This is a genomic window from Micromonospora sp. RP3T (assembly GCF_003027925.1).
Classification (GTDB): Bacteria; Actinomycetota; Actinomycetes; order Mycobacteriales; family Micromonosporaceae; genus Micromonospora.
The window spans coordinates 1-26655 of the sequence record NZ_PYPS01000063.1; the positions used below are offsets into that span (position 1 = coordinate 1).

Sequence of the window (26655 nt, forward strand, 5' to 3'; positions counted from 1 at the left end):
ACGCGGCTACCAGCGTCCGACTAACCCACGACCTCACACGGACCAAGGAGCGACGACGTCAGCGAGCGACCGACACGATTTTCAGCCCGGAACGGGCCACCTCGCCAGAGGCGACAAGGACTAACCCCCCTTCCCCTCCCCGTCCCCGCACCCTCCCCCTCCCCGCCAGCGCGCTGATTCACGGAAAGAGTGGCTATTCGACGTCGAATAGCCACTCTTTCCGTGAAAGCGCAAGGCGGCGGGGAGGGTTGTCCACAGGGGGTTTCGGACGGGTGAAGTAGGCGGGAGGGTTGGGGGGTGGCTCGTCCTCCTCGTCGGCCGGCCGAACTCGTCGGCAAGATGTTCTTCGCGCGGGAAGCGGTTCATCTCGGACTGCTCACCAGGAACGACCTACGCAGCAGCGCGTGGCGGCAGTTGTTCCACAACGTCTACGCCGATGCGCGACTGGAGATCTCGCACGTCATGCGCGCCCGGGCGGCCGCGTCGTGGCTGTTCCCGCCGGGCTGCGCCATCGCCGGCCGTTCGGCTGTCGCTCTGCTCGGCGGACCCCAGCCCCGTCCCGACGAACCCGTCGAAGTGCTGGTGGAGCCGTCGGCCCGGTTCGGACCGGTGGCCGGCCTGCGCATCCACGTGGCGAACTGGCGGGAGGGCGAGGTGTTCCGGGTCGACCGGGCGCCGGTCACCACACCGGTCCGCACCTGCTGGGACCTCGCCTGCTGGCTGGACGTCGTGGAGGCGGTGGCGCACATCGACGCGCTGCTCCGTCGGGGCGTCACCGATCATGCCGAGCTGACGGCGTACCAGCGACGACGCGGTGGGGAACGCGGCGTCCGCCGGTTCGTCGAGGCGTTGCAGCTCGCCGACGGCGGCGCGGAGTCGTTACCCGAGTCCCGGCTGCGAGTTCGACTGGTTCGCGCCGGCCTCCCCCGGCCGGTGACCCAGCACGTCATCTCGCGGCAGGGACGGTTCGTGGCGAGGGTCGATCTCGCGTGGCCCGACCGCAAGGTGGCCGTCGAGTACGACCGGCTCTGGCACCACGACGCCGAACAGTTCCACCGGGACCGCCGCCGCCTGAATCAGATCCTGGGCGACGACTGGCTCGTCCTGCACGTCACCGCGAAACGCATGGCCGAGGACTTCGACGGCGTGCTCACCGAAATCCGTACCGCCCTGGCCACCCGCCGCCCCCGGTGACCGCACGGCCGCTGCGCTTTCCCGGAAAGAGTGGCTGTCCGGCGTCGAACAGCCACTCATTCCGTGAATCAGCGTCCCCGAACGGGGCGGAGGGTCAGGCGGGGAGGTGCTTCTCGAGGTCGTCGAGGATCTTGTTGGCGGCGGTGACGCCGATACCGGTCATCCACGTCTCGTCGGAGACCACGTGCGCCCTGCCCGCCTTGACCGCGGACAGGCCCTGCCAGAGGCTCCCGGCGGTGACCTTCGCCTGCTCGGCGGCGGCCTTCTCGCCGTACGCGGTCACGAACACCACGTCGCCGTCGACCTCGTTGACCCGCTCGGCACTGACCAGGTCGAACCGCTTGTCCTCCTTGCCGTCCAGGCGCTGCCGCTCGGGGCGGCCCAGTCCGGTGTCACCGACCACGATGCCGGAGAACGAGTCCGGCCCGTACACCCTGATGTTGCCGGGAATGAAGCGCACGATGGAGACCTTCCGCGCGCCGGGGTCGCCGAGCTTCGCACCGACGTCCTTGGCCCGCTTCTCGTACGTGGCCAGCAGGTCCTTGGCCTCCTGTTCCTTGCCGAGCGCCCGGCCGTCGAGGAGGAAGTTCTCCTTCCAGGTCACGCCCACCTTCTCGGTGAACACGGTGGGCGCGATGGCGGACAGCTCGTCGTAGAACTTCTCCTGGCGGAACTTGCTGCCCAGGATCAGGTCCGGCTTGAGCGCGTTGATCGCCTCCAGGTCCGGCTCGGTGAGCACGCCGACCTCGGTGATGCCGGTGAGCTTCTCCGCGCCGAAGTAGGTGGGCCAGCTCTTCGCCTCGCCGGCGGTGGCCGCGCCGACCGGCGTGACGCCCAGCGACAGCGCGGTGTCGATCTTGTCGGTGTCGAGCACCACCACGCGCTTCGGCGCGGCCGGCACCTTGGTGGCGCCCATCGCGTGGCTGATCTCCCGGGTCTCCCCGGTGCCGGCGTCGGCGACGGGGTCGCTCTCCCCGCAGGCGGTGAGGCCGACGCCGAGGGCGAGAGCGGTGGTGAGTACGGCGGCGAGGCGACGCATCAGGTTCCTTTCCGTGGTGCGGGTGCGGTCGGCACGCTCAGGCGTCGCCGACGGGGGCGCCGGCCGGGGCCGACGTGCCGGCCGGAGCGGCCGAGGTCTGGGTGCGGGCGGCGGGAACGGCCGGGGTCCGGGTGGAGGCGGCCGACGTGCCGGCCGGAACGGGCGGCACCGCAGGCGTCTGGGTGCGGGCGGGCACCACCAGCGGGGCGCCGGTGACGGGGCAGGGCACGACCACGCAGTCGAGCCCGAACACGTCGCGGACGAGGTCGGCGGTGAGGATCTCGCGCGGTGGGCCGACCGCGACCACCGCGCCGTCGCGCATGGCCACCAGGTGGTCGGCGTACCGGGCGGCCTGGTTGAGGTCGTGCAGCACGGCCACCACGGTCCGGCCCCGCTCGGCGCGCAGCCGGTGCAGCAGATCCAGCACCTCCACCTGGTGGGCCAGGTCCAGGAACGTGGTGGGCTCGTCCAGCAGCAGCGCGTCGGTGTCCTGGGCGAGCGTCATGGCGATCCACACCCGTTGGCGCTGCCCGCCGGAGAGCGTGTCCACCGGGCGGTCGGCGAGCGCTGTCACGTCGGCCAGCCGCATCGCCTCGTCGACGGCCCGCCCGTCCTCGGTCGACCACTGCCGCCACCAACGCTGGTAGGGCTGCCGGCCGCGCCCGACCAGGTCGGCCACGGTGATCCCCTCGGGCACCAGCGGGCTCTGCGGCAGCACGCCGAGCCGCCGCGCCACGTCCCGGGTGGGCAGGTCGCGGATCTGCGTACCGTCGAGCAGCACCGCGCCGCGGCGCGGGGTGAGCAGCCGGGCCATGGTGCGCAGCAGCGTCGACTTGCCGCAGGCGTTCGGGCCGACGATCACGGTGAACGCGTCGGCCGGCAGGTCGAGTTCCAGCCCGTCCAGCACGGTCCGGCCCTCGTAGCCGACGACCAGGTCGCGGGTGGACAGCAGCGCGGTCACGACCGCCTCCCTCGGGTACGCAGCAGCACGAAGATGAGGTACGGGCCGCCGATGGCCGCGGTCAGCACACCGGCCGGCAGTTGAGTGGGCGCGAACAGGCGCCGGCCGGCCAGGTCGGCGAGCACCAGCAGAAGCGCGCCCAGCAGCGCGGCGCAGAGCATCGGCGGGCGTTCCGCGCGGACCAGTCGGCGGGCCACCTGCGGCGCGACGAGCGCCACGAAGTCCACGGCGCCGACCTGGGCGGTGACCGCGGCGGCGGCCAGCACGCCGGTGCCGGCCAGGCCGATCCGCCGGGCCACCGGGCGCAGCCCGATCCCCCGCGCGGTGTCGTCGTCCAGGGCGGAGCCGCGCAGCGCCCAGCCGGCCCAGAGCAGCACCGGCAGCAGCACGGCGAGCGTGCCGGCGATCCACGCCGCCTCGGTCCACCCCTTGCCGGCCAGCGTGCCGATCAGCCAGAGCTGGGCGCGCAGGCCGTCGATCGGCTCGGCGGTGAGCATCACCACCTCGATGAGCGCCCGGAACGCGAACGCCACCGCCACGCCGGCCAGCACGAACCGCTGGGCGGCCAGGCCGTGCCGCGCGCCGAGCGCGAACACCAGCACCGCCGCGGCCAGGCCGCCGAGCAGCGCCGCCGGGGCCACCAGCACCGCCGCCGCGCCGCTGGTCAACGCGATGGTGGCGGCCAGCCCGGCGCCCTGCGTGACGCCGATGACGTCGGGGCTGGCCAGCGGGTTGCGGGCGACGCTCTGGATCAGCGTGCCGGCCACCCCGAAGGCCGCCCCGGCCAGCGCCGCGAGCACCGCGCGGGGCAGTCGCAGGTCACGCACCACGAGGTCGTACGGCGTGCCCGCCCCGGACAACGACCGCAGCACGTCACCCGGTGCCACGTACGGCGTCCCGAGCGACAGGCTGACCACCACCGCCCCGAGAAGCAGCCCCAGCAGCACCCCCGCCACCACCACCGCCCGCCACCGGAACGGCACCGCCACCGGCCCCACGCGCAGCAGCGCCTTCCCGGCCAGCGCCCCACCCCGCCCTCGGCGATCTTGCGGTTGCGGTCCACTCGATGAGGGCTTTGTCTGCTTTGCCGGGGCAGAGAGCGCAAGATCGCGGGGGGTGGGGGTGGGGGTGGTCATGAGGTGACGACCTTGGCGCGGCGAACCAGGATGGCGAGCAGGGGGGCGCCCAGCAGGGCGGTGATGATGCCGGCGGGGATCTCGCCGGGCGGGGCGACCAGTCGGCCGGTCACGTCGGCGGCCAGCACCAGCGCGGGGCCGAGCAGCGCGGCGACCAGCAGCGTCCAGCGGTGGTCGGCGCCGACCAGGGCCCGGGCCAGGTGCGGCACGGCCAGCCCGACGAACGCGATCGGGCCGGCGGCGGCCACCGCGGCGCCGGTGAGCAGCACGCCCCCGCCGCCGGCGGCCACCCGGACCAGGGCCACCCGGTGCCCGAGTCCGCGGGCGACGTCGTCGCCGAGGGCGAGCGCGTCCAGGCCCCGGGCGGCCAGCGCGGCCAGCAGCACGCCGGCCAGCACGAACGGGAGCACCTGCCCGGCGACGCCCACGTCGCGGCCGGTGAGCCCGCCGACCACCCAGAAGCGGTACTCCTCGAACGTGCGGGCGTCGATGCTGAGCAGCGCGTACACGATGGCGCCGAGACCGGCGTCGAGCGCGGCGCCGACCAGCGCGAGGGTGACCGGGCTGGCGCCGTCGCGGGTGCGGTTGGCGATCGCGAACACCAGCAGCCCGGCGAGCAGCGCGCCGGCGATGCCGAACCAGACGTAGCCGGCCAGCGTGCCGACCCCGAACACGGCGATGGCCAGCACCACGCCGAAGGACGCGCCGGCGCTGACGCCGAGGATGCGCGGCTCGGCGAGCGGGTTGCGGGTGACGGCCTGGAACAGCACCCCGGCCAGCGCGAGCGCGAGCCCGACGACCAACCCGAGGACGGTACGCGGCACCCGTAGCTCACGGACCACGGTGGTGGCGTCGCCGTCGTCCGGCGCCACCAGCGCGTGCCACACCTGGTCGACCGGCAGGTGGCGGCTGCCGAGCGCCAGGCTGGCCAGCAGCGCGGTGGCCAGCAGGAGCCCTGCCGCCAGCGTGACCGCGACGCGACGGGACGCGCCGGGGCGGGCGGGGGCGTCGGCCCGGGCGGGCCGGACGGCGACGGTGGTCACGGGGGTGTTCGCCTTCCGATTAGGTACGCCTTACCTTAACTGACCAGGTAAGGCGTACCTAACTCGGCGTTGTCGATGGGCTTGCGCCTCCACCAAGGGGAGGCGGCAGGGTGGGCGACATGGACGGTGGAGAGCGCTACTCGATCGGCGACCTGGCCCGGCGGACCGGCGTGCCGGTGAAGACCATCCGGTTCTGGTCCGACCGGGGCATCGTGCCGGCGACCGACCGGGGCCCGACCGGGCACCGCCGCTACGGTTCCGAGGCGGCGGCCCGGATCGACCTGGTGCGGACGCTGCGCGAGCTGGGCGTCGACCTGGCCACGGTGCGCCGGGTGGTGGCCCTGGAGGTCACCCTGCCCGAGGCCGCCGCGACGCACGCGGACGCCCTGGCCGCCCAGATCCGGGTGCTGCGGTCGCGTCGCGCGGTGCTGGCCATGATCGCCCGGCGCGGGTCCACCCCGGCCCAGGCCGACCTGCTGCGTCGGCTGGCCGGGCTGGCCGAGCGGGAGCGCCGGGCGCTCGTCGACGAGTTCCTCGACACCACCTTCACCGGCCTGACCGATCCCGGTTTCGTGGGTATCCGCCGCTCGCTCACCCCGGACCTGCCCGCCGACGCGGACGACGCCCGGCTGGAAGCCTGGGTGGAGCTGGCCGAACTGGCGCTGGACCCGAGCTTCCGGGCCGTCCTGCGCCGGCTGGCCGAGTTGCACGCGGCCGACCGCGAGGGCGTCGAGGGCGTACGCCGGGACGCGGTCGCCGTGGTCCGGGAGGAGGCGGCCCCGGCGCTGGCCGCAGGCGTGGACCCGGCCTCGCCCCGGGCCGACGCGACCGTCGACCGGGCGACGGCCCGCTACGCCCGGCTCTGCGGCCGGCCGGACGACGCGGACCTGCGGCGGCGGCTGCTGGACCGGCTGGAGGCTGCCCACGACCCCCGACGGGAGCGGTACGAGCACCTGCTCTCGGTGGTGAACGGGTGGCCGCCGGCCGAGAGCCTGGCGCCGGTGCTGGACTGGGCGATCCGGGCACTGCGCGCCCGAGCGGGCGGCGGCTGACGCGGCGGGCTAATCCGCGCCCATCACCAGCCCTTCGATGGTGTGCTTCTGGCGGATCGGGACGAGCGTGTCCACCACCGGGCAGCGCAGGTGGTCGCGGACCAGGTCGGGCAGCGCGTCCCGGTAGGGGCGGGTGACGGCCAGGTCGTGGTGCGCGGCGTTGCCCGCGCCGGGGGCGTCGACGCCGAGCACCAGCACCGGGCGGGTCCGGTCGCTGACGTTCGGCGTGCCCCGGTGGAGGGTGAGCGCGGAGCGCGCCGAGAGGTCGCCGCGCTTCGGGTACTTGCGCACCGCGCGGGCCTCGTAGCGTGGGTACCGGTCCTTCGGCGGGAACATCTCGTGGTCGAAGGAGCGGCCGTCGTCCCACTGGGTGCCCGGGGCGATCTCGAACGGGCCCATCTCCTCGACCGTGTCGACCGTGGTGAGGTTGAACGCCAGCGAGGTGAGCCGGCGGCGCAGCCGCGTCTCCTCGGGCATCGGGAAGTCGCGGTGCCAGGGCTGCATCTTCGCGCCGGGGAACGGGATGTCGAAGCCCAGCTCGACGATCTCGTAGTCCGGGCCGAGCACGGCCCGGCACACCGAGACCACCCAGGGGTGGGTGACCAGGTCGACGAAGCCGCGGAGCTGTTCCGGGTGGATCTCGACGTACCAGCGCTCGGGACCACGGCCGACCGCGCCGTCGGGCCGGGACCGGGCCTCGGCGAACGCGGCCTCGACGTCCTCGCCGACCCGGGTCACCCAGTCCACCTCGAAGGCGCCCCGGCAGGCGGTGATGCCGTCGCGGTACAGGTCGCCGAGCGCCTCGACCGGGGTCTCGTCGTCGGGTGCGGGGTACGGAGTCATCGGGCCTCCTGAGGACGGGACCCGAGTATTCCAACGTTGGAAAGCGCCCGCAAGCGCGGGACTCAGTCCTCCGCGGACTGGCGGCTCACCGGCACCACCGGCTGCGGCCACACGCCGGTACGCGGAGCGGCCGGCGCGTCGAGCTGGTGGTCCGACCAGACGTACGTCTCGGGCAGCAGCTCGGCCACCGGCACCGCGCGCAGCCCGTCCGGCGGCCCGACGATCACCCGGATCGACGGGAAGTAGTCGAGCAGCACCTGCCGGCAGCGCCCGCACGGCGGAAGGACGCCCCGTCCCCGGTCCCCCACCGCGACGATCGTCTCCAGCTCGCCGGCCCCCTGGGTGGCCGCCGCGCCGAGCGCCACCACCTCGGCGCACGGGCCACCGGTGAAGTGGTAGACGTTCACGCCGCTGAACACCCGCCCGTCGGCGCTGCGCACGGCCGCCGCGACGGTGTGGTTCTCGCTGCGGCAGCGGAGCTTCGCGACGGCGGTGGCGGCCTGCACGAGCGCCCGGTCGGTGTCCCGCATGATCATCCCCGCCCCTCGTCGACCTCGTCGGCGGCAACCCTATCCGGGCCGGGGCGTCACGCCCGGACGGCACGCCCACGCGCGGGTAACCCGGGAGCGGTCCGCCGCGCGGCTGCCTATCCTTGGCGACGACATGCAGAATCCAGCCGTACCCGCCGCTCCCGAGACCACCCGCGACCTGCACCGCCGCCTCGGCCCCCTGATGTTCCGCGACCAGCGCCGGCTCCAGCGGCGGCTCGACGGCGCGCGGAAGCTGCGGGACCCGCAGCGGCGGGAGGCGGCGCTGGCCGAGATCGGGGCCGAGGTGGCCCGCGCGGAGGCGCGCCTGGCGGCCCGGCGGGCCGCGGTGCCGACCGTCACCTACCCGGCGCAACTTCCGGTCAGCGAGCGCAAGGACGACATCGCCGCCGCCATCCGGGACCACCAGGTGGTGATCGTGGCCGGCGAGACCGGGTCCGGCAAGACCACCCAGCTCCCGAAGATCTGTCTGGAGCTGGGGCGCGGTGTCACCGGCCTGATCGGGCACACCCAGCCGCGGCGGCTGGCCGCCCGGACGGTCGCCGACCGGATCGCCGAGGAACTCGGCACCGAGCTGGGCGGCGTGGTCGGCTACAAGGTCCGCTTCTCCGACCAGGTGGGCGAGAACAGCCTGGTCAAGCTCATGACCGACGGCATCCTGCTGGCCGAGTTGCAGACCGACCGGATGCTCCGGCAGTACGACACGTTGATCATCGACGAGGCGCACGAGCGCAGCCTGAACATCGACTTCATCCTGGGCTACCTGCGGCAGCTCCTCCCCCGCCGGCCCGACCTCAAGGTGGTCATCACCTCGGCGACCATCGAGACCGACCGGTTCGCGAAGCACTTCGCCGACGCCGACGGCAACCCGGCGCCGGTGGTGGAGGTCTCCGGTCGCACCTACCCGGTGGAGGTGCGGTACCGGCCGCTGGTCGAGGTCCCCGAGGCCGACGGCGAGGACGAGGCGGACGAGGAGAACGTCCGGGACCAGATCCAGGCCATCGGCGACGCGGTCGAGGAACTGGCCGCCGAGGGGCCGGGCGACATCCTGGTCTTCCTCAGCGGCGAGCGGGAGATCCGGGACACCGCCGACGCGCTCGGCAAACTCGTGCAAACCAAGCGGTCGCTGCTCGGCACCGAGATCCTGCCGCTGTTCGCCCGGCTCTCCACCGCCGAGCAGCACCGGGTCTTCGCCGCGCACAGCAACCGCCGGGTGGTGCTGGCCACCAACGTCGCGGAGACCTCGCTGACCGTGCCCGGCATCAAGTACGTGGTAGACCCGGGCACCGCCCGGATCTCCCGCTACTCCAGCCGGCTCAAGGTGCAGCGGCTGCCGATCGAGCCGGTCTCCCAGGCCAGCGCCAACCAGCGCAAGGGGCGCTGCGGGCGCACCTCCGACGGCATCTGCGTCCGCCTCTACGACGAGTCGGACTTCGACTCCCGCCCGGAGTTCACCGACCCGGAGATCCTGCGCACCAACCTCGCCTCGGTCATCCTCCAGATGACCGCGATCGGGCTCGGCGACGTCGCCGCGTTCCCGTTCATCGACCCGCCGGACCGGCGCAACGTGACCGACGGCGTCAACCTGCTGCACGAGCTGGGTGCGCTCGACCCGACCGAGGCCGACCCGGCGAAGCGGCTGACCGCGCTGGGCCGGCGGCTGGCCCAGCTGCCGGTCGACCCGCGACTGGCCCGGATGGTGATCGAGGGCGAACGCAACGGCTGCGCCACCGAGGTGGTGGTGATCGCCGCCGCGCTCTCCATCCAGGACCCACGCGAACGCCCGGCCGACAGGCAGGCCCAGGCCGACCAGGCGCACGCCCGGTTCGCCGACAAGGAGTCGGACTTCGTCGCGTACCTCAACCTGTGGCGGCACCTGCGGGAGAAGCAGCGGGAGCTGTCGTCCAGCGCGTTCCGCCGGATGTGCAAGGCGGAATACCTCAACTACCTGCGGGTGCGCGAGTGGCAGGACATCGTCAGTCAGGTGCGCCAGGTGCTGCGTACCTCGGACAAGGGTGAGGGCCGACGCGGCGCCGGCGCGGACCTGCCGGAGGAGATCGACACCCCGAAGGTGCACCAGTCGCTGCTGCCCGGCCTGTTGTCGCACCTCGGGCTCAAGGACGCGCAGAAGCACGAGTACCTCGGCGCGCGCGGCGCGAAGTTCGTGATCTTCCCCGGCTCGGCGCTGTTCCGGAAGCCGCCGCGGTGGGTGATGGCCGCCGAGCTGGTCGAGACGTCGCGGCTGTTCGGCCGGGTCGCCGGGCGGGTCGAGCCGGAGTGGGTCGAACCGCTGGCCCAGCACCTGGTCAAGCGCAGCTACAGCGAGCCGCACTGGGAGAAGAAGCAGGCCGCGGTGATGGCCTACGAGAAGGTCACGCTCTACGGCATCCCGCTGGTCACCTCCCGCAAGATCACCTTCGGTCGGATCGACCCGGCGCTGAGCCGGGAGTTGTTCATCCGGCACGCGCTGGTGGAGGGCGACTGGCAGACCCACCACCAGTTCTGGCGGGACAACCAGAAGCTGCTGACCGAGGTCGAGGAGCTGGAGAACCGGGCCCGACGACGCGACATCCTGGTCGACGACGAGACCATCTTCGCCTTCTACGACCAGCGGATCCCCGCCGACGTGGTCTCCGGCCGGCACTTCGACACCTGGTGGAAGAAGACCCGCCGGGAGCAGCCGGACCTGCTCACGTTCACCCGCGAGCTGCTGGTCAACGCCGGCCGCGGCGGCGTGGACGAGGAGGACTACCCGGACGAGTGGCGGGCCGACGGCGTCACGCTGCCGCTGACGTACACGTTCGACCCGACCGCGCCCACCGACGGCGTCACCGTCGACATCCCGCTGCCGCTGCTCAACCAGGTGCCGGCGGAGAGCTTCGACTGGCAGGTGCCGGGGCTGCGCGAGGAACTGGTCATCGCGTTGATCCGCTCGCTGCCCAAGCCGGTCCGGCGCAACTTCGTGCCGGTGCCCGACTACGCGCGGGCGGCGCTGGCCGCCATCACGCCCGGCGAGGAGCCGCTGCTGGCCGCGCTGACCCGGCAACTGCGCCGGATGACCGGGGTGACCGTGCCGCCGGACGCGTGGGACGTGGGCAAGCTGCCGGCGCACCTGCGGGTCACGTTCCGGGTGCTCGGCGACGACGACAAACCGGTCGCCGAGGGCAAGGACCTGCCGGCGCTGCAACGCCGGCTCCGCCAGGAGGTACGCCAGGTCGTCGCCGCCGCCGCGCCGGACGTGGCCCGCAGCGGGCTCACCGGGTGGTCGATCGGCAGCCTGCCCCGCACCATCGAGCAGGTGCGCGCCGGTTTCGCGGTGACCGCGTACCCGGCGCTGGTGGACGAGGGCACGACCGTCGGGGTGAAGGTGTTCGACTCCGCCGGCGAGCAGGAGGCCGCGCACTGGGCCGGCACCCGTCGACTGCTGCGGCTGACGCTGCCGTCGCCGGCGCGGTTCCTCCAGGGTCGGCTGAGCAACGAGGCGAAGCTGGCGCTGTCCCGCAACCCGCACGGCGGGGTGCCGGCGCTGATCGAGGACGCCACCGGCGCCGCCATCGACAAGCTGATGGCGGACGCGGGCGGCCCGGCCTGGGACGCCGACGGCTTCGCCGCGCTGCGTGAGCGGGTCCGCGCCGACCTGGTCGACACCGTGGTCGAGGTGATGGCCCGGGCCCGGCAGGTGCTGGCCGCCTCGTACGCGGTGGAGCAGCGGCTCGGCGCCACCCGCAACCTGGCCGTGGTGGCCGCGCTCGCCGACATCCGCGCCCAGCTCACCGGCCTGGTGCACGCCGGTTTTCTCACTGAGGCCGGCTACGCCCGCCTGCCCGACCTGCTGCGCTACCTGACCGCGATCGAGCGCCGGCTGGACCGGCTGCCCGGCAACCCGCAGCGCGACAAGCAGCAGCAGGACCGCATCGCGGTGGTGCGGAAGGAGTACCAGGACATGCTGGCCGCGTTGCCGCCGGCCCGGCGCGGCTCGACGGCGGCCCGCCAGATCCGCTGGATGATCGAGGAGCTGCGGGTGAACGTGTTCGCCCAGGCGCTCGGCACCCCGTACCCGGTCTCCGAGCAGCGCATCTACCGCGCCATGGACGACGCCGAAGCCCGCTGACCCCCGCTCGCGGCGCGGGGTCAGGTGGTGACGCGGGTGATGAAGGCGGTGAGGTGCGACACGGTGCGGTCGATCTTCTCCGCCAGGGTCAGGGACTCGGGTAGGCGGGCGCCGGGGCCGGCGTCCTTGCGGCCCCGCACGTAGAGCGAGCAGGCGAGGTCGTCGCAGAGGTAGATGCCCACCGAGTTGCCCTGCTGCCCGGCCTTGCCCGCCTTGCGCGCGACCATCAGGCTCACGCCGCCGGCCGGGTTGGTCAGGCACACCGAGCACATGTTGCGGCGCCGTAGCCCGGGTCCTGGGCTGGGGCGGCGCAGGGCCAGACCGGTCGGACGGTCGTCCAGGACGGTGACGAGGTAGGCGCGGTCGAGCGCCTGCGGATCTCGCCAGCCGAGGAAGTCGAGATCGTCCCAGGGGCGGGCACCGAGGTCACGCGGGACGTGCAGCCGCTTCGCCTCGCCCTTGGTGCAGTTCACGAACGCGGCCCGGATCTCGGGTTCGGTCAGCGGAGTCATACACCCGAGGGTAATTTTCCTAAAGGTATTAGGCAAAGGCATAATCGGCTTTGGTGAGGGGAGGCACATGGGCCGCGTGGGACTCAACCAGGAGCGTCTGGTGCAGGCCGGGGCGGAGCTGGCCGACGAGGTCGGCTTCGACCAGGTGACCGTGTCGGCGCTGGCCAGACGGTTCGGCGTCACGGTCGCCAGCCTCTACTCGCACGTCCGCAACTCCCAGGACCTGCGGACCGGGATCGCGCTGCTCGCGCTGGGCGAACTCGCCGACCGGGCCGCCGACGCACTCGCCGGGCGGGCCGGCAAGGACGCGCTGACCGCCTTCGCGAACGCCTACCGCGACTACGCCCACGAGCATCCGGGCCGCTGGGCGGCGGCCCAGTCGCGGCTCGATCCACCGACCGCTGCCGGCAGCGCCGGCGTCCGGCACGCCCAGATGATGCGGGCGATCCTGCGCGGCTACCACCTGCCCGAGCCGGACCAGACGCACGCCGTCCGCCTGCTCGGCAGCGTCTTCCAGGGCTTCGTCGGGCTGGAGATGGGGGGCGGCTTCGACCACAGCCCGCCGGCTCCGCCGGAGAGCTGGGCGCGGGTCCTGGACGCCGTCGACGCCCTGCTGCGCGCCTGGCCCACGGCCGACGCCGGTTAGGCCAGCGGCTCCACCCCGGCCGGGAGCCGGTCGGTGGCGGTCGCGTCGTGCACGTACTCCAGGAGGATGCGGCGCAGCTCGCGGCCGGCGTGGGTGGGCACCACGTCCCGACGGCGGGCCACCGCGATGGTGCGGCGCACGCCGGGCGGCGCGAGCCGGGTGACCCGGATGCCGGGCCGGCGGGCCACCACGATGCCGGGCACCAGCGCGACGCCGAGCCCGGCCTCGACGAAGCTGAGCACGGCGTCCATCTCCCCGCCGTCCACCGACAGGGCCGGCTCGAAGCCGGCCGCCCGGCACGCCTGGAGCGTGGCGTCACGCAGGTCGTAGCCCTCGCGGAACATGACGAGCGGCTGGTCCCGCAGGTCGGTGATGCGCAGCTCGCCGCCGGCCGAGACACCCGGCAGCGGGTCGACCGAGGCGACCACCAGGCTCTCCCGCAGGATCGGGTCGACGCGCAACCCCGGATCGGCGCCACCGGACGGCATGATGACCAACGCGAGGTCGAGGTCGCCGCGGAGCATGTCGCGGACGAGGTCCTGCGAGCCGCCCTCCTCGACGCGCAGGTCGACGGTGGGGTGGGCGTCGCGGAACCGGCGGAGCACCGGGGGCGCCAGCGAGGTGGCCAGGCTGGGCGTGGCGCCGAGCCGGACCCGCCCCCGGCGCAGCCCGACCAACTCCTGCACCTCGCGGGTCGCGGTGTCCACGTCGGCGAGGATCCGCTTGGCCAGCGGCAGCAGCACCTCGCCGGCCGTGGTGAGCGTGATGTTGCCCCTTACCCGCTCGAAGAGGGGCGCCCCGAGGTCGGCCTCCAGGGCGTGAATTTGCTTACTCAACGAGGGCTGCGTTATGCCGACGACATCGGCCGCCTGGGTGAAATGTCGTACTTCTGCGACCGCAACGAAGTACCGGAGCTGATGGAGCTGCATCTCTATAGCCTACGGCTATCAAGGCTGTGATTTCGATGCATTGGACGCCTGATCGAAGTGCTCCTAGCGTCGGTCGTATGGTAATCACGAAAACTCGGTCGCCCATCCGCTCCAACGTCGGCCTGAAAGCCGTCATGGCGGTGACGGGCATCCTCCTGGTCCTGTTCCTGATCGTGCACATGCTCGGGAACCTGAAGATCTTCACGGGCGAGACGTCGTTCGACCACTACGCGCACTGGCTGCGGGACCTCGGCACGCCGCTGCTGCCCACCACCTGGTACCTGTGGATCCAGCGCACGATCCTCACCGTGGCGGTGCTGGCCCACATCGGCGCGGCCACCGTGCTCGCGATGCGCGCCCGGGCCGCCCGCCCGGTGGCGTACGCGCACCGGCGGAAGATCCACGTGAACTACGCGGCCCGCACCATGCGCTGGGGTGGTGTGATCATCCTGCTCTTCGTGATCTACCACATCCTGGACCTGACCACCGGTCACCTGAACCCGCAGGGCGACCCGGCCAACCCGTACGGCAACGTGGTCGCCGACTTCGCCCCGGAGCGCTGGTACGTCACCCTCTTCTACACGCTCGCCATCGTGACCCTCGGCTTCCACCTGCGGCACGGTGCGGCCAGCGCGTTCCGCAGCCTCGGCCAGCAGACGCCGAAGGGTGAGCGCCGGGCCCGCGCCGCCGCGCTCGTCTTCGCCGTCGTGCTCTGCGCCGGCTACCTGGTGGTCCCGTTCGCCGTACTCACCGGATTGGTGGCCTGACATGGATCTGTACACCGAGGGCGACCCGATCGCCGACACCCGGGCCCCGGACGGCCCGGTCGAGACCCGGTGGGACCGGCACCGCTTCGAGATGAAGCTGGTGAACCCGGCCAACCGCCGGAAGCTGACCGTGATCGTGGTCGGCACCGGCCTGGCCGGCGGCTCCGCCGCGGCGACGCTGGCCGAGCAGGGCTACCACGTGAAGTCCTACTGCTACCAGGACAGCCCGCGCCGGGCCCACTCGATCGCCGCCCAGGGCGGCATCAACGCCGCCAAGAACTACCGCAACGACGGCGACTCGGTGCACCGCCTCTTCTACGACACGGTCAAGGGCGGCGACTTCCGCTCCCGGGAGTCGAACGTGCACCGGCTGGCCGAGGTCTCGGTCAACATCATCGACCAGTGCGTCGCCCAGGGCGTCCCGTTCGCCCGCGAGTACGGCGGCCTGCTCGACACCCGCTCGTTCGGCGGCGCCCAGGTGCAGCGCACCTTCTACGCCCGGGGCCAGACCGGCCAGCAGCTCCTGCTCGGCGCGTACCAGGCCCTGGAGCGGCAGATCGGCCTGGGCAACGTGGAGATGAACGCCCGCCACGAGATGCTCGAACTGGTCGTCGTCGACGGCCGGGCGCGCGGCATCGTGGTCCGCGACATGGTCACCGGCGAGATCAGCACCGAGATGGCGGACGCGGTGGTGCTCGCCTCCGGCGGCTACGGCAACGTCTTCTACCTCTCCACCAACGCCAAGGGCTGCAACGTCACCGCCTCCTGGCGGGCGCACCGCAAGGGCGCGTACTTCGCCAACCCCTGCTACACCCAGATCCACCCGACCTGCATCCCGGTCTCCGGCGACCACCAGTCGAAGCTGACGCTGATGAGCGAGTCGCTGCGCAACGACGGCCGGGTGTGGGTGCCGAAGGCCAAGGGGGACGACCGCGGCCCGCGGGACATCCCCGAGGACGAGCGGGACTACTACCTGGAGCGGATCTACCCGTCCTTCGGCAACCTGGTCCCCCGCGACATCGCCTCCCGCGCCGCCAAGAACGTGTGCGACGAGGGGCGCGGCGTCGGCCCCACCGGCCTCGGCGTCTACCTCGACTTCGCCGACGCCATCGACCGGCTCGGCCGCAAGGCCATCGAGGCCAAGTACGGCAACCTCTTCGAGATGTACGAGCGGATCACCGGCGAGGACCCGTACGAGGTGCCGATGCGGATCTACCCCGCCGTGCACTACACGATGGGCGGCCTCTGGGTCGACTACGACCTCCAGTCGACCGTCCCCGGCCTGTTCGTGATCGGCGAGGCGAACTTCTCCGACCACGGCGCGAACCGGCTCGGCGCCTCGGCGCTGATGCAGGGCCTGGCCGACGGCTACTTCGTGCTGCCGAGCACGCTCGCGAACTACCTGGCCGCCAACCCGATGGAGAAGGTCGACGCCAGCCACCCGGAGGCGGTCGCGGCGCGGACCGACGTCGAGGACCGGATCACCCGACTGCTCGCGATCAACGGCGATCGCACGGTGGACTCGTTCCACCGCGAACTGGGCCAGATCATGTGGGAGCACTGCGGCATGGAGCGCTCCGACGCCGGGCTGCGCAAGGCCATCGCCGAGATCCGGGCGCTGCGCGAGCAGTTCTGGCAGCGGGTCCGCGTCCCCGGCGACGGCGAAGGGCTCAACCAGTCACTGGAGAAGGCCGGCCGGGTGGCCGACTTCTTCGAGCTGGCCGAGCTGATGTGCGTCGACGCCCTGCACCGCGAGGAGTCCTGCGGCGGCCACTTCCGGGCCGAGTACCAGACGCCGGACGGCGAGGCGCAGCGCGACGACGACCGGTTCGCGTACGTGGCTGCCTGGGAGTACACCGGCACCGGCGAGCCCGTGCTGCACAAGGAAGACCTGACCTTCGAATACGTCCACCCCTCGCAGCGGAGCTACAAGTGAACCTGACCCTGCGCATCTGGCGCCAGACGGGCCCCGAGGACAAGGGTCGGATGGTGACCTACCCGGTGCCGGACGTGTCCCCGGACATGTCCTTCCTGGAGATGCTCGACGTGCTCAACGAGCGGCTGATCCTCGACGGCGAGGAGCCGGTCGCGTTCGACCACGACTGCCGCGAGGGCATCTGCGGCGCGTGCAGCCTCATGATCAACGGTGAGGCGCACGGCCCGCAGCGCGGCACCACCGCCTGCCAGCTGCACATGCGGCAGTTCTCCGACGGCGACACGATCGACATCGAGCCCTGGCGGGCCCGGGCCTTCCCGGTCATCAAGGACCTGGTGGTCAACCGGAACGCGTTCGACAAGATCATCGCCGCCGGTGGCTACGTCACCGCACCGACCGGCAGCGCCCCGGAGGCGCACTCCACCCCGGTGCCGAAGGACGACGCGGACGCCGCGTTCTCCTCGGCCGCCTGCATCGGCTGCGGCGCCTGCGTCGCAGCCTGCCCGAACGGCTCCGGCATGCTGTTCACCGCCGCCAAGGTCACCCAGCTCTCGCTGCTGCCCCAGGGGCAGCCCGAGCGCTACACCCGGGTGATCGGCATGGTGGACGCGCACGACGAGGCCGGCTTCGGCGGCTGCACCAACATCGGCGAGTGCACCTCGGCCTGCCCGAAGGGCATCCCGCTGAACACCATCGGCCGCCTCAACCGGGACTACCTCAAGGCGACCACGAAGCGGGCCGGCACCCCCGGTTCCTGACCCTTCGCCACCGAACCACCCGACCGCCGCACCCCGCACCCAGGGGCGCGGCGGTCGGCCCGTTTCCGGCGCACGCAGCCCCGCCGGCTCCGGGCTCCGGGCTCCGGGCTCCGGGCTCCGGGCTCCGGGCTCCGGGCTCCGGGCTCCGGGCTCCGGGCTCCGGGCTCCGGGCTCCGGGCTCCGGGCTCCGGGCTCCGGGCTCCGGGCTCCGGAGATCTTGGTACGAAATGGCCCCCGGCGGGGCACTTTCCTACCAAGATCTGCGCGCTCCCAAGAAGCGGAAGATCGATCTCGAAGGTAGAGACCATGTGGAGGCCGACCGCCGCAAACCTGTTGTCGGCACTCTCGGGCACCCATCGGGCTGGCCCGCACCAGCACGCCGGGTCCGAGCGGGACGGCCGCGAGGCAGGGGCGGTGAACAGCGACGGGACGACGCCGGTTCAAGTCACTCCGCGCGGGTAGCAGTCCCATGGACGGCACCGAGGAGGGACATTCAGGCATGAAGGCACTGACCTGGCAAGGCAAGCGTGACGTCCGGGTCGAGGACGTCCCGGACCCCCGGATCGAGGAGCCGACCGACGCGATCGTCCGGATCACCTCGACCGCCATCTGCGGTTCCGACCTGCACCTGTACGAGGTGCTCGGGCCGTACCTCAAGGCCGGCGACATCCTCGGCCACGAGCCGATGGGCATCGTCGAGGAGGTCGGCTCCGGGGTGACCCGGCTCAAGAAGGGCGACCGGGTGGTCGTCCCGTTCAACATCTCCTGCGGGCACTGCTGGATGTGTGAGCGGCAGCTCTACGCCCAGTGCGAGACCACCCAGGTCACCGCCGAGGGCAAGGGCGCGTCGCTGTTCGGCTACACCTCGCTCTACGGCTCGGTCCCGGGCGGCCAGGCCGAGTACCTGCGCGTCCCGCAGGCCCAGTTCGGCCCGATCAAGATCCCCGACACCGGGCCGGACGAGCGGTGGCTCTACCTCTCCGACATCCTGCCCACCGCCTGGCAGGCGGTGAAGTACGCGGACACCCCACGCGGCGGCACGCTTGCCGTCTTCGGGCTCGGCCCGGTCGGGCAGTTCTGCGCCCGGATCGGCCGGCACCTCGGCGCCGACCGGGTGATCGGCCTGGACCTGGTGCCGGAGCGACTGGAGATGGCCCGCCGGCACGGCATCGAGGTGCTCGACGTCAGCCAACTCGACGACGTGCCGGGCGCGCTCATCGACCTGGTCGACGGGCGCGGCCCGGACGCGGTGATCGACGCGGTCGGCATGGAGGCGCACGGCGCACCGGTCGGCAAGATCGCGCAGGCCGCCGCCGGGCTGCTCCCGGACAAGCTGGCCCGGCCGATGATCGACGCGGCCGGCGTGGACCGGCTGGTGGTGCTGCACGCCGCGCTCAAGGCGGTCCGGCGCGGCGGCACCGTCTCGATCTCCGGGGTGTACGGCGGCGAGCAGGACCCGATGCCGCTGATGGAGATGTTCGACAGGGGCATCCAGTTGCGGATGGGTCAGTGCCACGTGCGCCGCTGGGTGGACGAGATCATTCCGCTGCTGGAGGGCGACGACGACCCGCTGGGCGTCGAGGACCTGCGGACCCACCGGCTGCCGCTGGCGCAGGCGCCGCAGGCGTACGAGATGTTCCAGAAGAAGGAGGACGGTTGCGTCAAGGTCGTGCTCGCGCCGTGACCCGGACGGTGGTCGTCACCGGCGCGACCAGCGGGATCGGCCGGGCGGCGGCCCGGGAGTTCGCGGGCCGCGGGGACCGGTTGGTCCTCGCGGCCCGCGCGCGGCAAACCCTGGAGCAGGTACGCCGGGAGTGCGCGGACGCCGGCGCGGCGGACGTGCGCGTCGTGCCCACCGACGTCACCGAACCGGGCGCGCTCGACGCGCTGACGGCGACCGCGGTCGCCGGGTTCGGCCGGATCGACGTCTGGGTGCACACCGCCGCGGTGATGGCGTACGGACGCTTCGAGGAGGTCCCGGCGGAGGTGTTCGAGCAGGTGGTCCGCACCGACCTGCTGGGCTCCGCGGGGGTGGCGCGGGTGGCGCTGCGGCACTTCAAGGAGGCCGGCGCGGGCACGCTGATCCTCACCGGTTCCGTGCTCGGTCACATCACCGCGCCCTACATGAGCGGGTACGTCACCAGCAAGTGGGGCCTGCACGGGCTGGCCCGGGCGTTGCAGCAGGAGTCCCGGGACCTGCCCGGCGTCGACGTCTGTCTGGTCACCCCCGGCAGCGTGGACACCCCGGTCTACCAGCAGGCGGCGAACTACGTGGGACGGATCGGGCGGCCCCCGCTGCCGATCACCACCCCGGAGCGGGTGGCCCGGGCCATCGCGCACTGCGCCGACAAGCCCCGCCGGGAGATCTCGGTGGGCCGGGTCAACCTGGTCATGCGGGTCGGTTTCACCGCGCTGCCGGCCGTCTACGACGTGCTGGTCGGCCCGCTGATGCGGCTCGGCGGGCTCACCGGCCGGCCGGTGCCGCCGACCGAGGGCGTGGTGTTCACGCCCAACCCGGCCGGCGAGGCGGTCCGGGGCGGCTGGCTGCCTGACCTGTCGCGGGTGGTCCGGACCGTGGGCGGGGCGACCGCGATGGTCGGGTCGGCGGTACGGCGGCGGTTGGGCTGAGTCGGCATCCCCGCGCCCGTCGTTCCACGGACGGGGACGGTGGTGGCTACCGTGTACTGCGGGACACGGCGGAGGGGACGACCATGCGGGCACCGACGGAACGCGAACCGGGCACGGCAGGCGGCGGGCGGGGGTGGCGGCTCGCCGGGCTGGCCGCCGTGGCCGGGCTGGCGTGGGCGGCGCGTGACGTGCCGGCCCAGCTCGGCGGCCGGCTCACCGGCGCCCGGGCGGAGCGGGCCGCCCGGTCACCGCGGTTTCGCGACGGCACGTTCCACAATCCGACCGGCACGAACGCCACAATGGTCGCCGACCCGGGCCGCAACCTGGTCCGGGAGCTGATCTTCGGCAAGCAGAAGCGGCGGCCGGGCAGCGCCGTGCCGCTGCTGCGCCCGACCGACGCCGCGCCCGCCGAGCCGGCCGACGAGCTGAACGTGATCTGGTACGGCCACGCCTCCACGCTGGTGGAGATCGAGGGCCACCGGGTGCTGCTCGACCCGGTGTGGAGCGACAGGTGCTCACCGTCGACGCTGGTCGGCCCGCGCCGCATCCACGAGCCGCCGGTCCGCCTCGACGAACTGCCCCGGCTCGACGCCGTCCTGATCTCGCACGACCACTACGACCACCTGGACATGGCGACGGTCCGAGGGCTGCTGACCCACCAGTCCGCGCCGTTCCTGGTGCCGCTCGGCGTCGGCGCCCACCTGGAACGCTGGGGCGTGCCGGCGGACCGCATCGTCGAGCTGGACTGGTCGGAGCGCCACCGGGTCGGTGGCCTGACGCTCACCGCCACCGCCGCGCAGCACTTCTCCGGGCGCGGGCTGCGCCGCGACGGCACGCTCTGGAGTTCCTGGGTGGTGGCCGGCGCGCGGCGCAAGGTGTTCTACACCGGCGACTCCGGCTACTTCGACGGCTACGCAGGCATCGGCGCCGAGCACGGCCCGTTCGACGTCACGCTCATGCAGATCGGCGCGTACGACCGGGCCTGGCCGAACATCCACATGTTCCCGGAGGAGGCGGTCGCCGCCCACCTCGACGTCCGGGGCGAACTGCTGGTGCCGGTGCACTGGGGCACGTTCAACCTGGCCCTGCACGACTGGTCGGAGCCGGTGGACCGGCTCTGGGCCGAGGCGAAGGCGCGGGGCGTCCGGCTGGCGGTGCCGCGCCCCGGCGAGCGGGTCGTGGTGGACGAGCCGCCGGCGGTGGACGGCTGGTGGCAGGCGATCGCCTGAGCCGCGGCGGTCGCCCGGGGCGGCTCAGAGCACGAACGCGTCGGTCCACAACGCGCCGGAGCGCCCGGAGAGCGCGTCCAGCATCGCCACCGCCTGACCGTCGGTGAGCTGCGCGACGAAGTCGACGATGGCCCGGCCCCGGGCCCGACCGATCCGGTCCGGGGTACGCGGGTGCAGCTCGGCCTCGGCCAGCTCCACCAGGTCGTGCAGCCGGCGGGGCAGCCGGGACTCCTCCTCCGGGTCCAGCAGCCACTCCCAGAGCGCCTCCACCAGCGTGTCCAGCAGCCGCGCCTGGCCGCGCTGGTGCAGCGCCAGGTCCGGGCGGGCCAGCACGAACCGGTGGTGGACGAACTTCAGCACCTGCACCTCGTGCCACTGCGCCTTGCCCAGCAGCACGTACCCGGAGCGGACGTCCGGCTCCGGGGTCACCGTGATGGCGTCCACGAAGCGGGTGGACCAGCGGGCGGAGAAGCGGGCGACGTACTGCTCCGCCTCGATCGAGCCGTCGAACGGCAGCGCCAGCAGCCCCTCCACCAGCTCCTCGCGGACGTGTTCGACCGCCGCGGCGAACGCCTCGTCGTCGGCGATCCAGCCGTCCTTGCGGTGCAGTTGGCGGCGCAGCCGCTCGATCGCCGCGCCGGGCCGCCGGCCCGCGGTGTCCAGCGCCGAGGCGGTGATCGACCGCAGGTGCCCGCACTCGCGTTGCCAGGCCATCAGCTCGGCGGCCACCGCGCCCTGCTGGAGCACCCCGACGCGGTAGAAGTCCTCCACGTCGTGGATGGCGTACGCGATGTCGTCGGCGGTGTCCATCACGGACGCCTCCGGCGTCTGCTGCCAGTCCGGGATCCGCCCGGCGAACGGCTCCCGGGCCGCCCGCAGGTCGTCCAGCTCGGTGCGGTACGCGCCGAACTTCAGCGACCCGCTCTCCGGATCGTCCGGCGGCGACGCGGCGCCCCGGGGCGCCGGGTCGAGGTGCCGCGGATGCGGGTCGGGGTGGTCCAGCCGGGTCCACGGATACTTCAGCATCGCCGCCCGGACCGCGGCGGTCAGGTCCAGCCCGGTGGTGGCGGCGCCGCGGATCTCGGTGCTGGTGACGATCCGGTACGACTGGGCGTTGCCCTCGAAGCCGTCCGGCAGGCCCAGCCGCTGCCGGGCCAGCCGGTCGAGGACCCGCTCCCCCAGGTGCCCGAACGGCGGATGCCCGAGGTCGTGGGCGAGCGCGGCGGCCTCGACCACGTCCGGGTCGCAGCCGCCCAGCTTCTCCAGCAGGTCCCGGTGCGCCGGGTCGGCGGTCAGCCGTTCGGCGATCGCGCGGGCCACCTGGGCCACCTTCAGGCTGTGGGTGAGCCGGTTGTGCACCAGCAGCCCGGAGCCGCCCGGACTGATCACCTGGGTGACGCCGTTCAGCCGGGCGAAGAACGGCGAGCCGACGATCCGGTCCCGGTCGGCCCGGAACGGACCGGCGGCCAGGTCGCCGAGTGCCCGGGCGCTGCCCCCGAAGAGTCGCCGGGCCCGTGGATCCGCAGGTGCCTCCATGATCGCCACGCTAGCGCAGCCGTCGACGGTCGGGGCGGGGTGCTCCTAGAGCCGCTCCACCGTCGGTCCCGAACACCGGTTCCGCGCGTCGAAGACGTAGCGGGCCCGGCCGGCCACCATCTCGTAGTCGAAGACGTCGTGGTCGGTCGCGACGATCACCGCGTCGGCGGCGTCGACCTCGTGTTCGGTCAGCGGCACGACCAGCACGCCGGCGGGGATCTGGTGCGGCTCGGCGTACGGCTCGGCGGCCCGCACGTCCGCGCCGAGGTCGCACAGCCGACGCGCGACGTCCACGGCCGGCGAGTCACGCATGTCGCCGGTGTTCTTCTTGTACGCCAGGCCGAGCATCAGCAGCCGGGCGCCGCTGACCGCCCGGCCGGCCCGGTTGAGGCCGGCCATGATCCGTTGGGTGACGTGCTCGGGCATCTCGTGGTTGACGTCGTTGGCCAGCTCGATGAACCGGAACTGCCGGCCCAGCTGCCGCTTGACCTGCCAGGACAGGTAGCAGGGGTCGATCGGGAGGCAGTGGCCGCCGACGCCGGGCCCGGGCCGGAACGGCATGAACCCGAACGGCTTCGTCTCGGCGGCGTCGATCGCCTGCCAGACGTCGATGCCGAGGTGGTGGGAGAGCATCGTGAGCTCGTTGATCAACCCGAGGTTCACCTGGCGGAACGTGTTTTCGATCAGCTTGGTCAGCTCCGCGACCCGGGTGGACGACACGGGCACCGTCCGGGCCACGATCCGGCGGTAGAAGCCGTCCACCCGCTCCAGCGCGGCGGCGTCCACGCCGGAGACCACCTTGGGGGTGTTCTCCAACCGCCAGGTCGGGTTGCCCGGGTCGATGCGTTCCGGGCTGTAGCCGAGGTGGAAGTCCCCGGGCGCCTGCAGTCCGCTGGCCGTCTCCAGGAGCGGGCGCAGCAGCTCCTCGGTGGTGCCCGGGTACGTCGTCGACTCCAGCACCACCGTGGCGCCCGGCCGCACGTACGGGCCGACGTGGTGGCCGGCCTGTTCGACGAAGCTCAGGTCCGGGGTGCCGTCCCGCAGCGGGGTCGGCACCGTGATCACGCAGACGTCGAAGCCCTCGGCGTCGGCGTACTCGGTGCTCGGGCGGTAACGGCCGCTGCCGAGGGCCCGGCCGAGGCGCTCGGCCGGGATGTCCTCCACGTAGGACTCCCCCGAGGCGAGCCGCTTGACCCGATCGGCGTCCACATCCAGGCCCACCACGTCGAACCCGGCCTCGACGGCGCGTACGGCCAGGGGCAGACCGACGTAGCCCTGACCGATGACGACCACTTTCTCCGTGCTCACCCGGTTCTCCAGACAGGAGTAGAAATTCCTGGTTGGAGGCTAGAGGCGCGGTTGGCAGCCCAGGGGCGCTTTCATGTTATTCGTCGGCTTTGCCGTCGGGCGGCTGCGCGGCTGTCGGCACCGGCGGGCAGAATGCACGACGAACTCACCGGGAAGAGGCGGAGCAAGATCGTGACTCAGTCTGTGCACCAGCGGATCGCCGAGGAACTCGGCGTCGCCGAGCGTCAGGTGCGGGCGGCCGTGGAGCTGCTCGACGGCGGCGCCACCGTGCCGTTCATCGCCCGCTACCGCAAGGAGGCCACCGGCACGCTCGACGACGCGCAGCTGCGCACGCTCGAGGAGCGCCTGCGCTACCTGCGGGAGCTGGACGAGCGGCGGGCCGCGGTGCTGGAGTCGATCCGCGGCCAGGGCAAGCTCGACGACGCGCTGGAGGCCCAGATCCTGGCGGCGGACTCGAAGTCCCGGCTGGAGGACATCTACCTGCCGTACAAGCCGAAGCGGCGGACCCGCGCGCAGATCGCCCGCGAGGCCGGGCTGGAGCCCCTGGCGGACACGCTCCTCACCGACCCGGCGCAGGACCCGCGCGCCACCGCGGCCGGCTTCGTCGACGCGAAGAAGGGCGTGGCCGACGCCACCGCCGCGTTGGACGGGGCGCGGGCCATCCTGATCGAGCGCTTCGCCGAGGACGCCGACCTGATCGGCACGCTCCGCGAGCAGATGTGGTCGCGGGGCCGGCTGGTCTCCCGGGTACGCGAGGGCCAGGAGGCCGCCGGCGCCAAGTTCGCCGACTACTTCGACTTCGCCGAGCCGTACCCGAAACTGCCGTCGCACCGGATCCTCGCCATGTTCCGCGGCGAGAAGGAGGGCGTGCTGGAGCTGACCATGGCCCCGGACGCCGAGGACGACGCCGACACCGTCACCGGGCCCAGCCGCTACGAGGCTGCCGTGGCCGGCCGGTTCGGCGTCAGCGACCGGGGCCGGCCCGCCGACCGGTGGCTGGCCGACACGGTGCGCTGGGCCTGGCGTACCCGGATCCTCATCCACCTCGCCGCCGACCTGCGGACGCGGCTCTGGCAGACGGCCGAGGAGGAGGCCGTCCGGGTCTTCGCCACCAACCTGCGCGACCTGCTGCTCGCCGCGCCCGCCGGCGCGCGGCCGACCATGGGTCTCGACCCGGGCCTGCGCACCGGCGTCAAGGTGGCGGTGGTCGACGCGACCGGCAAGGTGGTCGCCACCGACACGATCTATCCGCACGAGCCGCGCCGGCAGTGGGACGCGTCGCTGCACACGCTCGCCACGCTGGCCGCGACGCACGGCGTCGAGCTGGTGGCGATCGGCAACGGCACCGCCAGCCGGGAGACCGACAAGCTGGCCGGTGACCTGATCAAGCAGCACCCCGAGCTGACGCTGACCAAGGTGGTGGTCTCCGAGGCCGGCGCGTCGGTCTACTCCGCCTCCGCGTACGCCTCGCAGGAGCTGCCGGGGCTCGACGTGTCGCTGCGCGGGGCGGTCTCCATCGCCCGGCGTCTCCAGGACCCGCTCGCCGAACTCGTCAAGATCGACCCGCGTTCGATCGGCGTCGGGCAGTACCAGCACGACCTGTCCGAGGTGAAACTGTCCCGCTCCCTCGACGCCGTCGTCGAGGACTGCGTCAACGCGGTCGGCGTGGACGTCAACACCGCCTCCGCGCCGCTGCTCACCCGGGTCTCCGGGATCGGCGCCGGGCTGGCCGAGAACATCGTGCTGCACCGGGACGCGAACGGGCCGTTCCGCACCCGGACCGAGCTGAAGAAGGTGGCCCGGCTCGGCCCCAAGGCGTTCGAGCAGTGCGCCGGCTTCCTGCGCATCCCGGGCGGCGACGACCCGCTCGACTCGTCCAGCGTGCACCCCGAGTCGTACCCGGTGGTGCGCCGTATCCTCGCCTCCACCGGGCAGGACCTGCGCGCGTTGATCGGCAGGTCCGCGATCCTGCGCGGCCTGCGGGCGACCGACTTCGTGGACGACACGTTCGGTCTGCCCACCGTCACCGACATCCTGGCCGAGCTGGAGAAGCCCGGTCGCGACCCGCGGCCGGAGTTCCGCACCGCGACGTTCGTCGAGGGCGTCGAGAAGATCGGCGACCTGACGCCCGGCATGGTGCTGGAGGGTGTGGTCACCAACGTGGCCGCGTTCGGCGCGTTCGTCGACGTGGGCGTGCACCAGGACGGTCTGGTGCACGTCTCCGCCATGTCGCACACGTTCGTCAAGGACCCGCGCGACGTGGTGAAGTCCGGCGACGTGGTCCGGGTGCGGGTGCTCGACGTGGACGTGCCGCGCAAGCGGATCTCGCTGACGCTGCGCCTGGACGACGAGGCGCCGGCCGGCGGCGGACGCCCGGCCGGCGGGGAGGGCCGGCGGGACCGCGACGGCCGAGGCGGTGCGGACGGCAGCCGAGGCGGTGCGGGCGGTGGCCGTCCGGGCCGCGGGCAGGCCGGCGGCC

Annotated in this window: 21 protein-coding genes; 11 read left to right on the top strand and 10 right to left on the bottom strand. The window is 73.0% G+C overall.

What is annotated here, in order from left to right; genetic code table 11:
- Positions 1–297 precede the first annotated feature (297 nt).
- Entirely contained in the window at positions 298–1194 is an 897-nt protein-coding gene (locus C8054_RS30695) for an endonuclease domain-containing protein (protein WP_146180012.1), read from the top strand.
- A gap of 94 nt (positions 1195–1288) precedes the next feature.
- On the opposite strand, the gene C8054_RS30700 is transcribed toward C8054_RS30695, so the two are convergent.
- From C8054_RS30700 to C8054_RS30715, 4 genes are all read right to left on the bottom strand, one after another.
- Complete coding sequence (locus C8054_RS30700) at positions 1289–2233, bottom strand: ABC transporter substrate-binding protein (protein ID WP_107162657.1); 945 nt, start codon at positions 2231–2233, stop codon at positions 1289–1291.
- A gap of 37 nt (positions 2234–2270) precedes the next feature.
- Positions 2271–3194, bottom strand: coding sequence for an ABC transporter ATP-binding protein (locus C8054_RS30705; RefSeq protein WP_107162658.1), 924 nt, complete (start codon positions 3192–3194; stop codon positions 2271–2273).
- Positions 3191–4183, bottom strand: a complete 993-nt coding sequence (locus C8054_RS30710) for an iron chelate uptake ABC transporter family permease subunit (protein WP_233220249.1) — start codon at positions 4181–4183, stop codon at positions 3191–3193. The genes C8054_RS30705 and C8054_RS30710 overlap by 4 nt, the downstream gene beginning before the upstream one ends.
- A 143-nt stretch (positions 4184–4326) precedes the next feature.
- Entirely contained in the window at positions 4327–5373 is a 1047-nt protein-coding gene (locus C8054_RS30715) for an iron ABC transporter permease (RefSeq protein WP_107162659.1), read from the bottom strand.
- 119 nt (positions 5374–5492) lie between these two features.
- On the opposite strand from C8054_RS30715, the gene C8054_RS30720 reads away from it, so the two are divergent.
- Positions 5493–6425 (top strand): MerR family transcriptional regulator, encoded by a 933-nt coding sequence (locus C8054_RS30720; protein WP_107162674.1) that lies wholly within the window; start codon positions 5493–5495, stop codon positions 6423–6425.
- Positions 6426–6434: 9 nt separating this feature from the next.
- Here the strand turns inward: C8054_RS30720 and C8054_RS30725 are convergent, their stop codons facing one another.
- Together C8054_RS30725 and C8054_RS30730 are read right to left on the bottom strand one after the other, a co-directional pair.
- Positions 6435–7268 carry a phytanoyl-CoA dioxygenase family protein gene (locus tag C8054_RS30725; RefSeq protein ID WP_107162660.1) on the bottom strand — a complete coding sequence of 278 codons (834 nt, stop codon included), beginning with the start codon at positions 7266–7268 and terminating at the stop codon, positions 6435–6437.
- Positions 7269–7330: 62 nt separating this feature from the next.
- Positions 7331–7804, bottom strand: a complete 474-nt coding sequence (locus C8054_RS30730) for a cytidine deaminase (protein WP_107162661.1) — start codon at positions 7802–7804, stop codon at positions 7331–7333.
- 127 nt (positions 7805–7931) lie between these two features.
- Here C8054_RS30730 and hrpA point away from each other — a divergent pair, with 127 nt between their 5' ends.
- A complete protein-coding gene (gene hrpA, locus C8054_RS30735) occupies positions 7932–11927 on the top strand; it encodes an ATP-dependent RNA helicase HrpA (protein ID WP_107162662.1) in 3996 nt (1331 codons plus the stop codon).
- A 20-nt stretch (positions 11928–11947) separates the two neighbouring features.
- On the opposite strand, the gene C8054_RS30740 is transcribed toward hrpA, so the two are convergent.
- The gene (locus C8054_RS30740; RefSeq protein WP_107162663.1) at positions 11948–12439 is read right to left on the bottom strand and encodes an FBP domain-containing protein; all 492 of its coding nucleotides are present in this window, start codon (positions 12437–12439) and stop codon (positions 11948–11950) included.
- A gap of 67 nt (positions 12440–12506) precedes the next feature.
- On the opposite strand from C8054_RS30740, the gene C8054_RS30745 reads away from it, so the two are divergent.
- Positions 12507–13085, top strand: a complete 579-nt coding sequence (locus C8054_RS30745) for a TetR/AcrR family transcriptional regulator (protein WP_107162664.1) — start codon at positions 12507–12509, stop codon at positions 13083–13085.
- Here the strand turns inward: C8054_RS30745 and C8054_RS30750 are convergent.
- The gene (locus tag C8054_RS30750; RefSeq protein WP_199199989.1) at positions 13082–14020 is read right to left on the bottom strand and encodes a LysR family transcriptional regulator; all 939 of its coding nucleotides are present in this window, start codon (positions 14018–14020) and stop codon (positions 13082–13084) included. The two genes, C8054_RS30745 and C8054_RS30750, sit on opposite strands and share 4 nt — an antisense overlap.
- Positions 14021–14091: 71 nt before the next feature.
- On the opposite strand from C8054_RS30750, the gene C8054_RS30755 reads away from it, so the two are divergent.
- The 6 genes from C8054_RS30755 (at position 14092) to C8054_RS30780 (ending at position 21332) form a co-directional block, all read left to right on the top strand.
- Positions 14092–14781 carry a succinate dehydrogenase cytochrome b subunit gene (locus tag C8054_RS30755; RefSeq protein WP_107162666.1) on the top strand — a complete coding sequence of 230 codons (690 nt, stop codon included), beginning with the start codon at positions 14092–14094 and terminating at the stop codon, positions 14779–14781.
- A 1-nt stretch (position 14782) separates the two neighbouring features.
- Positions 14783–16717, top strand: coding sequence for a fumarate reductase/succinate dehydrogenase flavoprotein subunit (locus tag C8054_RS30760; RefSeq protein WP_107162667.1), 1935 nt, complete (start codon positions 14783–14785; stop codon positions 16715–16717).
- Positions 16714–17475, top strand: a complete 762-nt coding sequence (locus tag C8054_RS30765; protein ID WP_107162668.1) for a succinate dehydrogenase/fumarate reductase iron-sulfur subunit — start codon at positions 16714–16716, stop codon at positions 17473–17475. Before C8054_RS30760 ends, C8054_RS30765 begins: the two co-directional genes overlap by 4 nt.
- Before the next feature lie 499 nt (positions 17476–17974).
- Entirely contained in the window at positions 17975–19159 is a 1185-nt protein-coding gene (locus C8054_RS30770; RefSeq protein ID WP_107162669.1) for a zinc-dependent alcohol dehydrogenase, read from the top strand.
- Positions 19156–20103 carry an SDR family NAD(P)-dependent oxidoreductase gene (locus tag C8054_RS30775; protein ID WP_107162670.1) on the top strand — a complete coding sequence of 316 codons (948 nt, stop codon included), beginning with the start codon at positions 19156–19158 and terminating at the stop codon, positions 20101–20103. Before C8054_RS30770 ends, C8054_RS30775 begins: the two co-directional genes overlap by 4 nt.
- Positions 20104–20186: 83 nt before the next feature.
- A complete protein-coding gene (locus C8054_RS30780; RefSeq protein ID WP_107162671.1) occupies positions 20187–21332 on the top strand; it encodes an MBL fold metallo-hydrolase in 1146 nt (381 codons plus the stop codon).
- A 24-nt stretch (positions 21333–21356) separates the two neighbouring features.
- Here C8054_RS30780 and C8054_RS30785 read toward each other — a convergent pair whose 3' ends face one another.
- On the bottom strand, positions 21357–22868 hold the full coding sequence (locus tag C8054_RS30785; RefSeq protein ID WP_107162675.1) for a deoxyguanosinetriphosphate triphosphohydrolase family protein: 1512 nt from the start codon (positions 22866–22868) through the stop codon (positions 21357–21359).
- Between the two features lie 45 nt (positions 22869–22913).
- The gene (locus tag C8054_RS30790) at positions 22914–24176 is read right to left on the bottom strand and encodes a nucleotide sugar dehydrogenase (RefSeq protein WP_107162672.1); all 1263 of its coding nucleotides are present in this window, start codon (positions 24174–24176) and stop codon (positions 22914–22916) included.
- Positions 24177–24308: 132 nt separating this feature from the next.
- Here C8054_RS30790 and C8054_RS30795 point away from each other — a divergent pair.
- On the top strand, positions 24309–26655 hold a 2347-nt coding region (locus tag C8054_RS30795; protein WP_107162676.1), incomplete at its 3' end, for a Tex family protein.

Bases quoted from the DNA above. Each gene is read 5' to 3' on its own strand.
- C8054_RS30770 (WP_107162669.1), top strand. From the start codon at position 17,975: ATGAAGGCACTGACCTGGCAAGGCAAGCGTGACGTCCGGGTCGAGGAC.
- C8054_RS30760 (WP_107162667.1), top strand. From the start codon at position 14,783: ATGGATCTGTACACCGAGGGCGACCCGATCGCCGACACCCGGGCCCCG.
- C8054_RS30755 (WP_107162666.1), top strand. From the start codon at position 14,092: ATGGTAATCACGAAAACTCGGTCGCCCATCCGCTCCAACGTCGGCCTG.
- C8054_RS30720 (WP_107162674.1), top strand. From the start codon at position 5,493: ATGGACGGTGGAGAGCGCTACTCGATCGGCGACCTGGCCCGGCGGACC.
- C8054_RS30730 (WP_107162661.1), bottom strand. From the start codon at position 7,804: ATGATCATGCGGGACACCGACCGGGCGCTCGTGCAGGCCGCCACCGCC.
- C8054_RS30740 (WP_107162663.1), bottom strand. From the start codon at position 12,439: ATGACTCCGCTGACCGAACCCGAGATCCGGGCCGCGTTCGTGAACTGC.
- C8054_RS30785 (WP_107162675.1), bottom strand. From the start codon at position 22,868: ATGGAGGCACCTGCGGATCCACGGGCCCGGCGACTCTTCGGGGGCAGC.
- C8054_RS30745 (WP_107162664.1), top strand. From the start codon at position 12,507: ATGGGCCGCGTGGGACTCAACCAGGAGCGTCTGGTGCAGGCCGGGGCG.
- C8054_RS30700 (WP_107162657.1), bottom strand. From the start codon at position 2,233: ATGCGTCGCCTCGCCGCCGTACTCACCACCGCTCTCGCCCTCGGCGTC.
- C8054_RS30725 (WP_107162660.1), bottom strand. From the start codon at position 7,268: ATGACTCCGTACCCCGCACCCGACGACGAGACCCCGGTCGAGGCGCTC.
- hrpA (WP_107162662.1), top strand. From the start codon at position 7,932: ATGCAGAATCCAGCCGTACCCGCCGCTCCCGAGACCACCCGCGACCTG.
- C8054_RS30780 (WP_107162671.1), top strand. From the start codon at position 20,187: ATGCGGGCACCGACGGAACGCGAACCGGGCACGGCAGGCGGCGGGCGG.